Origin of the sequence: Staphylococcus sp. EG-SA-10, assembly GCF_017151945.1 — a bacterium.
Taxonomy (GTDB): Bacteria; Bacillota; Bacilli; order Staphylococcales; family Staphylococcaceae; genus Staphylococcus; species Staphylococcus aureus.
Window position 1 is genome coordinate 1 of the sequence record NZ_JACVZJ010000065.1, and the last position, 263, is coordinate 263.

The 263-nt window shown below is 38.0% G+C and carries 1 rRNA gene; it reads right to left on the bottom strand.

Annotated elements, in window-relative coordinates:
• Positions 1–117 (bottom strand): 23S ribosomal RNA (locus IDG45_RS13805); the annotation flags it as partial.
• Positions 118–263: the final 146 nt, after the last annotated feature.

The window sequence follows — 263 nt, forward strand, 5'->3', positions numbered from 1 at the left end:
TCGGAAATCTCTGGATCAAAGCTTACTTACAGCTCCCCAAAGCATATCGTCGTTAGTAACGTCCTTCATCGGCTTCTAGTGCCAAGGCATCCACCGTGCGCCCTTAATAACTTAATCTATGTTTCCATCCTACAGGAAACGCGTTATTAATCTTGTGAGTGTTCTTTCGAACACTAGCGATTATTTCTTATGAATTCAAGCTTATTTAAAACTCTTTATTCACTCGGTTTTGCTTGGTAAAATCTATATTTTACTTACTTATC